Origin of the sequence: Endozoicomonas arenosclerae, from assembly GCF_001562015.1 — a bacterium.
Classification (GTDB): Bacteria; Pseudomonadota; Gammaproteobacteria; order Pseudomonadales; family Endozoicomonadaceae; genus Endozoicomonas_A; species Endozoicomonas_A arenosclerae.
The window spans coordinates 1-7,231 of record NZ_LASA01000185.1; the positions used below are offsets into that span (position 1 = coordinate 1).

A 7,231-nucleotide genomic window follows, 5' to 3' on the forward strand; every position below is an offset into this window, starting at 1 on the left:
TCTTTACAAGAATATCTCTGTCTGTCAGGCTGTGAATCGTCCTTGCCTTGGCGGGTTATGTCTGAGCTGGCACAGTGTGGGCATTTCACCCCGTCAGGCCAGCGAATCTGGCGTATCTGTTCAAAGCACTTGGCGTTGTCGAGGAGGTCATAAAGTTTCATGACACTTTTGTACAAGAAAACGTCTTCTATTCATAGTCAAATAACTCGTCCTCAACCAGCTCCCCAGAATCCATTAAGAGCCACGTCTAATTCCTGATTGCCTATTTGATGAGCCACTTCATCGAGGTCTTCAATTTCCCGACACAGTACTGTGGCCAGATTGCGCCCCTCAAACTCGAAAACGTTTCTGGTAGTACCAGACTGAAAAAATGTTCTCTCGACTACTGTCAGTCCATTCTTCTCAGTGGTGTTAATGACGCTCCCCTCTCGACTAATGAACAGATAACTATTGAAGATGGCCTCTGGACCTTTAAATGTGGGGACACCTATAGCGGCTGCAATATTGTATTCACGACAGGTCGCCTGAATTTCTTCAAGGGAGGGATTGATCTTCTCAGGATCGGCTTCTCGTTTAATCTCGCGGTGATAACCGGTGATAACCGGTGATAACCGGTGATGGCCAGTTCCGGGAAAGCACAAATATCAGCACCGTTTTCAGCAGCCAGTACAAGGCATTCAAGAATCGTGGGCGTATTTTCTTTGCAGGTCCATTTCATGGGCATCTGCACTACGGCAATGCATAGAGGACTTCTCATTATTATTGGTTCTTCGCTTAAGAATTTTATTGTTGGCTGGAAGTATATAATTTATTTATACAACAATGGATTGTTATCTTGGCGGATTATCAGAAGAGGCCAGAGTGACAGCCATTGCTTTGAAGCAACTCTCTGTTCAAACAGTTCTCTGGGCCTTAGAGGGTTAAGAGTGACTTCAAGGTTGAAAAGTGACTCAAAGCCAAATGAAGACAGGCACTCATAGGTGTCTGGCCCTGTTTTTCGTACCGCAACCGCAGTTTCCTTTTCCGGCCAGTGGCTCATGGCATCCAGCGAGTTTTTATAGGGCTCGTCACCATTTCTAATGTGCATTCGAGCCTGGTTGCGAACCTGCCAGTTCATTTCTGGCATTTTCTGGTTCAGCAGTTGCTCATACTTTCTAAAAGCTTCCGGATCATTTTCTTCAGGATCAAAGTAAATGACATCCAGATCATTCAGTGGTGTTGGATTTTTGTATTGATGCAGATGATCCCACGCAAGATTCCGGACAAACCCTGCTGCCAGATAGCACTGGGGAAAATCCAGCTGTTGGACACAATGAAGGGCTTGTAGCCGCATAGAGTCCTGCTTTATCAGCTGAATGATGGTGGCTTCATAAGAATGGGTCATTCAGCTGGCCTGAACTCTGTAGGGAAGTAGTTTCAGATGATATCAATATCCGCTACGCAATCGAAAATATGATTGGGTTTGAAAGGCACCTGATCGATATCTTCCCGGCTGGAGACACCGGACAACACCAGAACTGTTTCCAGACCTGCCTGGAAACCCGCAAGAATATCGGTGCGAAGGTTATCGCCTATTATCACCGTATTGTCTGAATGAGAGCCCATCCTGTTCAGCGCTGCTCGAATAATCCAGGCACTGGGTTTGCCTACATAAAACGGCTGCTTGCCGGTAATACGTTCAATCGGGGCGCAAAGGGCACCACAGGCGGGGGACATGTTGGGCCCATGGGTATCCGGGTTAGTGGCAATAAAGCGGGCCCCTTCGGAAACAAACCGTGCACCGGTGTGAATCATATTCCAGTTATAGTTTTTGGTTTCGCCCACTACCACAAAGTCTGGATTGATGTCGGTAATGGTAAAACCGGCCTTATAGAGTTCGTGTACCAGTGCGCCTTCACCAATCACATAGGCTTTTTGACCTTCCTGGCGTTTCAGAAATTCTGCTGTGGCCATGGCGGAGGTAAAAAAGCAGCTCTCAGGGATATTGATGCCTGCCGAGGCAAAGCGGTTCTGCAGGTCTTTCTCGGTCTGGGAGGGAAAGTTGGTCAGCATGATCAGGGAGACGCCCCTGTCCAGCAAGCTGTGAATGAATTCATCGGCACCGGGAATAAGGGTGTTGTCATGCAGGATGACGCCGTCAATGTCACAAATCACGCTTTTAGACATACTGCTACCTGAACAGGTTTGAGTGAGAGAGGAGTATTATAAAGACGTAGCGAACTCCCGGAAACAGAAAGGTTTCCGGGAGGGAGAAGATCAGGATATTTTTCTGTAAACGCAGGGAAGGACTTCTGGCTGGCTTTCCGCAAGCGTCAAAGAATTACGTAACATCGTTGCGGCTGTATTCCAGCTGTCTTCATCGCTGGCGTGGAGCATGGCAATCGGAGTGTCGGCCGTCAGCCTGTCACCCAGACGACAGATATCTGTTATGCCTACAGCATAATCAATCTTATCCGTTGGCACTTTGCGACCACCACCCATCTGCACTACAGACAGACCTACTTCACGGGTGTTCATTGTGGCAATGAAACCTTCGCCTTCCATATACACAGGCTTGATGATGGACGCTTTGGGCAGATAACTGTCATAGTTTTCCATAAAGTCAGCAGGGCCACCCAGGCCATGAACCATCTTGCCGAAAAGCTCTGCAGCTTTACCAGAGTCCAAAGCCTGAATCAGTTTTTCTCTGGCTTGTTCAGTACTTTCAGCCAGACCACCGGATACCAGTACTTCAGAAGCCTGGGCCAGGGTGATTTCGTGCAGACGTTCATTGCGGTATTCACCGGTCAGATAACGAACCGCTTCCCTCACTTCCACTGCATTACCTGCGCTGGATGCCAGACATTGATTCATGTCGGTCAGCAGGGCCGTCGTTTTAACGCCAGCACCATTCGCAACCTGAACAATGCTTTCAGCCAATTCGACAGACTTTTCGTAGGTGGGCATGAAGGCTCCACTGCCCACTTTGATGTCCATAACCAGGGCGTCCAAACCTTCGGCCAGTTTTTTGGCCAGAATGGAGGCTGTGATCATATCAATGGATTCAACCGTAGCGGTGACATCACGGATACCATAAATTCTTTTGTCAGCAGGTGCTAACTCACCGGTCTGACCCACAATGGCAACACCCGCCTCTTTCACTACTGTTCGGAACAGGGCTTCTGAAGCTTGTGTTGTGTATCCGGGAATGCTGTCCAGTTTGTCCAGGGTACCGCCAGTATGACCCAGGCCACGGCCGGAAATCATGGGCACATAACCGCCACAGGCGGCAATCATTGGGCCGAGCATCAGGCTAACCACGTCGCCTACACCGCCGGTGGAGTGTTTATCCAGAATAGGGCCGTTCAGGCTTTCGCCAGACCAGTCCAGAACGTCTCCGGAATCTCTCATGGCGCAAGTCAGGGCCACACGCTCTTCAATACTCATGCCCTGGAAATAGGTGGCCATGGCAAAAGCAGCCACCTGGCCTTCGGAAACGGTATTGTCGGTAACGCCCAGAATAAATTCACGAATGGCGTCAGAATGTAGAACTTCGCCTTCTCGTTTACTGCGGATGACTTCCTGAGGGAGAAACATATCAATAACCTCCCTTGTCTTCAGTGGCTTCCTGAAGATCCAGTGCTACCAGGAGATTACCCAGCAGGCTGCTGGCACCAAAACGGTAGTGGTCACGGTCAATCCAGGCTTCACCCATCACTTCGGCAGCGATGGCGAGGTGTTGTTGTGCATCTTCTGCAGTACGGATGCCACCGGCTGGCTTAAAGCCAACATCTTTACGGCCACTGTCGCGAATTACTTCCAGCATGATTCGGGCTGATTCCGGAGTAGCATTAACCGCCACTTTACCGGTAGAGGTTTTAATAAAGTCGGCACCGGCTTCAATGCTGATTTCACTGGCGCGGCGAATCAGGGCAGGATCTTTCAGTTCACCGGTTTCAATGATGACCTTGAGCATGACGTTTTCGCCGCAGGCTTCTTTGCAGCGGCTGACAATTTCACGACCAATCTCTTCGTTACCCGCGATCAGGGCACGGTATGGGAAAACGACGTCTACTTCGTCGGCGCCATAGGCAACGGCTGCACGTGTTTCGGTGACAGCAATATCGGCATCCTCATCACCTGCCGGGAAGTTCGTGACGGTAGCCACGGTAACGTCTTCCAGACCCAGTTCACGCAGAGTTTTCTTTGCAACAGGAAAAAATCTTGGATAAATGCAGACTGCTGCGGTATGACCTGCCTCTGTCTGTGCTTTTTTACACAGATCGATAATCACCTCAGGCGTGTCGTTATCGTTCAGGGAGGTCAGGTCCATCAGTTGCAATGCCTGACGGCTGGAAGAAATAAGGTCGGTCATGGTGTCTGTCCTTTCTGTAATTTCAGAGGACATCAGTCACGGCAGGAAGGCAATCAGGGCTCAAGCTCCACGGGTAATGGATCATAGAGCTCAATTCCATTTTACTGATTTAACTCCTGAGTCTGCCGGGTGTACTGCATCCTCATTCAATCCCACTGACACACTCAAAAGGCACAAAAAAGACGCCTGCCGGTGGTAATTAAAATGCCCCGGAGTCGAGATCTGTTTAAATGGGATTTAATATGTTAATCAATGTTTTTTTAGAACAACAGAAAGGTTTTTTGGATGGGCGTTTAATAAATTTGCATGTTCTTGTATATCAATGCTTTATAAAATGTTTCAGTTATTTTTAATGGAAGGTAACTCAATCTTTTTTTATTGAAAGTTCCCTTTGCTATTTGATTTATTGATTCAGACAAAAAGCTTAATTTACGCGAAGGTTTTTACTGTGTCTTGCTATGGCCTTTGAACAGCATTGCAAAAGCAGTGGCTCTAAATCATTGGTTTGGAAAAAATTGAAAGTCAGCAGTCCTTTGAAAAACTGGATCCACGGCTGCTTTGAGATGATTTTGACTTCACTGAGCATCTTTCGGTCTTCAAGTCTGTATATTCGACTCAAGACTTCAACCTTCGGGCGCCATAAAAAGGCTACTGGAACGCCTATAGAGCCGAAAAGCAATGAGCCTCCTTGATAACTGGGGATAATGATATCAATGGCCAGCTCATTGCTGCTGAACTGATTCAGATGTTGTGCTGAAGGCAGCTCGAACAGTTCTGCTAATTTTCGATACAAAAGCGATTCATTGGATTCGAAAAACAGAGGTGGCGGCTGGTCGAAAAAACGTTTCAGGTCTTTACGCTCAACCACGTGAATATTGCCCAGATAGAGTTTGTACGCTTTCTTTTTGAAAAATTTTCTGAACATATTTTTAAGAGTGACCTACCAAAATGAGTCTTGTAAACGTTGTACTCAGAATTATCTGAGTATTCTATTGGAGTGTTCGTGATCCCTGAGGCTTAGAATGAGAGAGTCATGGTCTGTACTCTATCCTCTGATCCTTCCCTCATGGGTTCTGGCTCTCCAGTGATTTCAAACCCCAGGGACTCATAGAGTTTTATGGCCGCCTTGTTGGTGGTATTCACACCCAGAGTGACAGTAGCCATGCCCTGGGATCTTGACCAGTCTACAATGGCTTCAAGCAAGGATCTGCCCATGCCCAACCCTCGGGCATCGGGAGAAACCCACATTTGATAAACATTAGCGGTCGTATCCTCAAGGCTGTGGATAACTCCCCAGGCCACACCATGCACCTGACCATCAATTTCTGCCAGCAATGGCAGAGCTTTCTGATCTGGTTTGGGTTTACAACGATCCTGCCACTGCTGATCAGATTCTCTGAAGGCACTTTCATAGGTGTTACAGAAAGCGTCTGGAGATTCTTTTAGAGAGCGCAGGCGGATTTCCTTGTAGGTTTGCCAGTCATGCTCATTAATCAATCTGATATTGAACTTCATATTGTTCATTTTCGATCTTCTTTGGCGAACGTTTTAAGTAGATAAACTCACTGTCTTCCTTCTGACACTGAAAGCCAAATCTTTTGTACAGATTCCCGGCTGGATTGCCCTGAAGATGGCAAAGTCTACAGTCTTTGCTCTGTTCATCCAGTTTTTGGGTGATGGAGGTAAGCACAAAACTGCCAATACCTTTGTTTTGGAGTTCGGGCAAAACAAAGAAGCGGCCAAAAGAGTAATCTGTCTCACCCTCCTGAAGCAGATAGGTTCCTACTGGATTGTCGTCCCACAGTATTTTTGTGGGTATCCCTTCAGACCATTTTTCCTGGTGCAATACTTTTTGCAGTTCAAGATCCCAGCCAAAAATTCGCTCTATGTATTGCTTTTCAGCTGCCACTTTTAATTCAAAGGCCCAGTGGTAGTCTTTTTCGGTAGCTGGGGAGAAAGAGATGGATTCCAGTATTGATGCTTTCCTTGGCACCATTTTTAATGTTTCCTCTGGTAAGACCTTTTCAGGTTTACTTAGATTGTGTTTTTAGACAGTAATTTGATTTGAGCAACCCATAAATCTCACTATCAGTGACTTTCCCATTTACTATCCAGCGTTCTTTAAGCAGGCCCTCAACATTGAATCCGTGTTTTTTCAGTAGCTTGGAAGACGCTTGATTATCAGGGTCGATATCTGCTTCCAGTCGGTTGAACTGTAGTGTCTCAAAGCAGAACTTGATAAATGAGGAGAGGGCTTCACTCATAATTCCTTGTCCCCAGAAGGAGCTTGCGAGGATGTAGCCTATCTCGGCTCTTCGGGACTCTTCATGAATGTTGAAAAGGCTGAGAGTACCAATGAGTTCATCGTTCGATTTCAGTGTAATTGCCAGCTGAAGAGAGGAGCCTTCATCACAGTTTTTTATCGCATTATTGATATGACTTTTCGTCTGATCTTCGTCTTTGTGTGGAGGGCTGCTCCAGTACTTCATAGCTTCAGGGTCCGAGTAAACCCTATAAAAAGCGTGATAGTCTTCTGTTGATAGCGGACGAATAGTGAGGCGATGGGTTTTTAGAGTAATCTTTTTAAAGTTCATCCGTTGTTCTTTTTAGGTGGGTAAGTTGGAACGCTCTAGGGAACCTGCGAATAACCTCTAATTTACTTCCCTTCTTGAATCGAGTTCGAAGTAGGACTGAAATCAGAGGTCTCAACCCCTTATTTGTATGATATTTAGCCACTTTCGTGACTTCAGGGCGGACTAACCCTGTGCCCGGATCATTTGATCCAGTCGAACAATATTCGCCAGGGCAAATAAAGTAGACAGTTTATTGTCATTCTTCTTCAAACCTCGATACCTGGCTTTTATAAATCCAAATTGA

Annotated in this window: 10 protein-coding genes and 2 pseudogenes; all 12 read right to left on the bottom strand. The window is 46.8% G+C overall.

Annotation, left to right across the window (positions count from 1 at the left end):
- Window positions 1–161, bottom strand: a 161-nt coding sequence (locus WG89_RS33055; protein ID WP_172806691.1) for a transposase, incomplete at its 3' end; no start/stop codon positions are given.
- Between the two features lie 51 nt (window positions 162–212).
- Window positions 213–641 (bottom strand): nitrilase-related carbon-nitrogen hydrolase, encoded by a 429-nt coding sequence (locus tag WG89_RS26175; protein ID WP_062270611.1) that lies wholly within the window; start codon window positions 639–641, stop codon window positions 213–215.
- 17 nt (window positions 642–658) lie between these two features.
- Window positions 659–757 (bottom strand): annotated as a pseudogene (locus WG89_RS33060) (hypothetical protein); the annotation flags it as partial.
- Window positions 758–808: 51 nt separating this feature from the next.
- Window positions 809–1,384, bottom strand: a complete 576-nt coding sequence (locus WG89_RS26180; protein ID WP_062270612.1) for a nucleotidyltransferase family protein — start codon at window positions 1,382–1,384, stop codon at window positions 809–811.
- A 32-nt stretch (window positions 1,385–1,416) separates the two neighbouring features.
- On the bottom strand, window positions 1,417–2,166 hold the full coding sequence (locus tag WG89_RS26185) for an HAD-IIA family hydrolase (RefSeq protein WP_062270613.1): 750 nt from the start codon (window positions 2,164–2,166) through the stop codon (window positions 1,417–1,419).
- Window positions 2,167–2,256: 90 nt separating this feature from the next.
- Window positions 2,257–3,576, bottom strand: coding sequence for a thymidine phosphorylase (deoA, locus tag WG89_RS26190; protein ID WP_062270614.1), 1,320 nt, complete (start codon window positions 3,574–3,576; stop codon window positions 2,257–2,259).
- Between the two features lies 1 nt (window position 3,577).
- Window positions 3,578–4,354: a deoxyribose-phosphate aldolase gene (gene deoC / locus WG89_RS26195; protein ID WP_062270615.1), complete on the bottom strand. Its 777-nt coding sequence runs from the start codon at window positions 4,352–4,354 to the stop codon at window positions 3,578–3,580.
- 424 nt (window positions 4,355–4,778) lie between these two features.
- Window positions 4,779–5,279 (bottom strand): hypothetical protein, encoded by a 501-nt coding sequence (locus tag WG89_RS26200; protein WP_062270616.1) that lies wholly within the window; start codon window positions 5,277–5,279, stop codon window positions 4,779–4,781.
- A gap of 92 nt (window positions 5,280–5,371) precedes the next feature.
- Window positions 5,372–5,878 (bottom strand): GNAT family N-acetyltransferase, encoded by a 507-nt coding sequence (locus tag WG89_RS26205; RefSeq protein WP_079254067.1) that lies wholly within the window; start codon window positions 5,876–5,878, stop codon window positions 5,372–5,374.
- Window positions 5,844–6,350, bottom strand: a complete 507-nt coding sequence (locus tag WG89_RS26210; protein ID WP_062270617.1) for a GNAT family N-acetyltransferase — start codon at window positions 6,348–6,350, stop codon at window positions 5,844–5,846. Before WG89_RS26210 ends, WG89_RS26205 begins: the two co-directional genes overlap by 35 nt.
- 34 nt (window positions 6,351–6,384) lie before the next feature.
- Complete coding sequence (locus WG89_RS26215; protein ID WP_062270618.1) at window positions 6,385–6,948, bottom strand: GNAT family N-acetyltransferase; 564 nt, start codon at window positions 6,946–6,948, stop codon at window positions 6,385–6,387.
- A 162-nt stretch (window positions 6,949–7,110) separates the two neighbouring features.
- Window positions 7,111–7,231: pseudogene (locus WG89_RS32390) on the bottom strand (IS5/IS1182 family transposase); the annotation flags it as partial.

What these genes read in the sequence shown, in the direction of transcription:
- WG89_RS26210 (WP_062270617.1), bottom strand. Translation starts at nt 6,350, where the DNA reads ATGGTGCCAAGGAAAGCATCAATACTGGAATCCATCTCTTTCTCCCCA.
- deoA (WP_062270614.1), bottom strand. Translation starts at nt 3,576, where the DNA reads ATGTTTCTCCCTCAGGAAGTCATCCGCAGTAAACGAGAAGGCGAAGTT.
- WG89_RS26215 (WP_062270618.1), bottom strand. Translation starts at nt 6,948, where the DNA reads ATGAACTTTAAAAAGATTACTCTAAAAACCCATCGCCTCACTATTCGT.
- WG89_RS26180 (WP_062270612.1), bottom strand. Translation starts at nt 1,384, where the DNA reads ATGACCCATTCTTATGAAGCCACCATCATTCAGCTGATAAAGCAGGAC.
- deoC (WP_062270615.1), bottom strand. Translation starts at nt 4,354, where the DNA reads ATGACCGACCTTATTTCTTCCAGCCGTCAGGCATTGCAACTGATGGAC.
- WG89_RS26185 (WP_062270613.1), bottom strand. Translation starts at nt 2,166, where the DNA reads ATGTCTAAAAGCGTGATTTGTGACATTGACGGCGTCATCCTGCATGAC.
- WG89_RS26200 (WP_062270616.1), bottom strand. Translation starts at nt 5,279, where the DNA reads ATGTTCAGAAAATTTTTCAAAAAGAAAGCGTACAAACTCTATCTGGGC.
- WG89_RS26205 (WP_079254067.1), bottom strand. Translation starts at nt 5,878, where the DNA reads ATGAACAATATGAAGTTCAATATCAGATTGATTAATGAGCATGACTGG.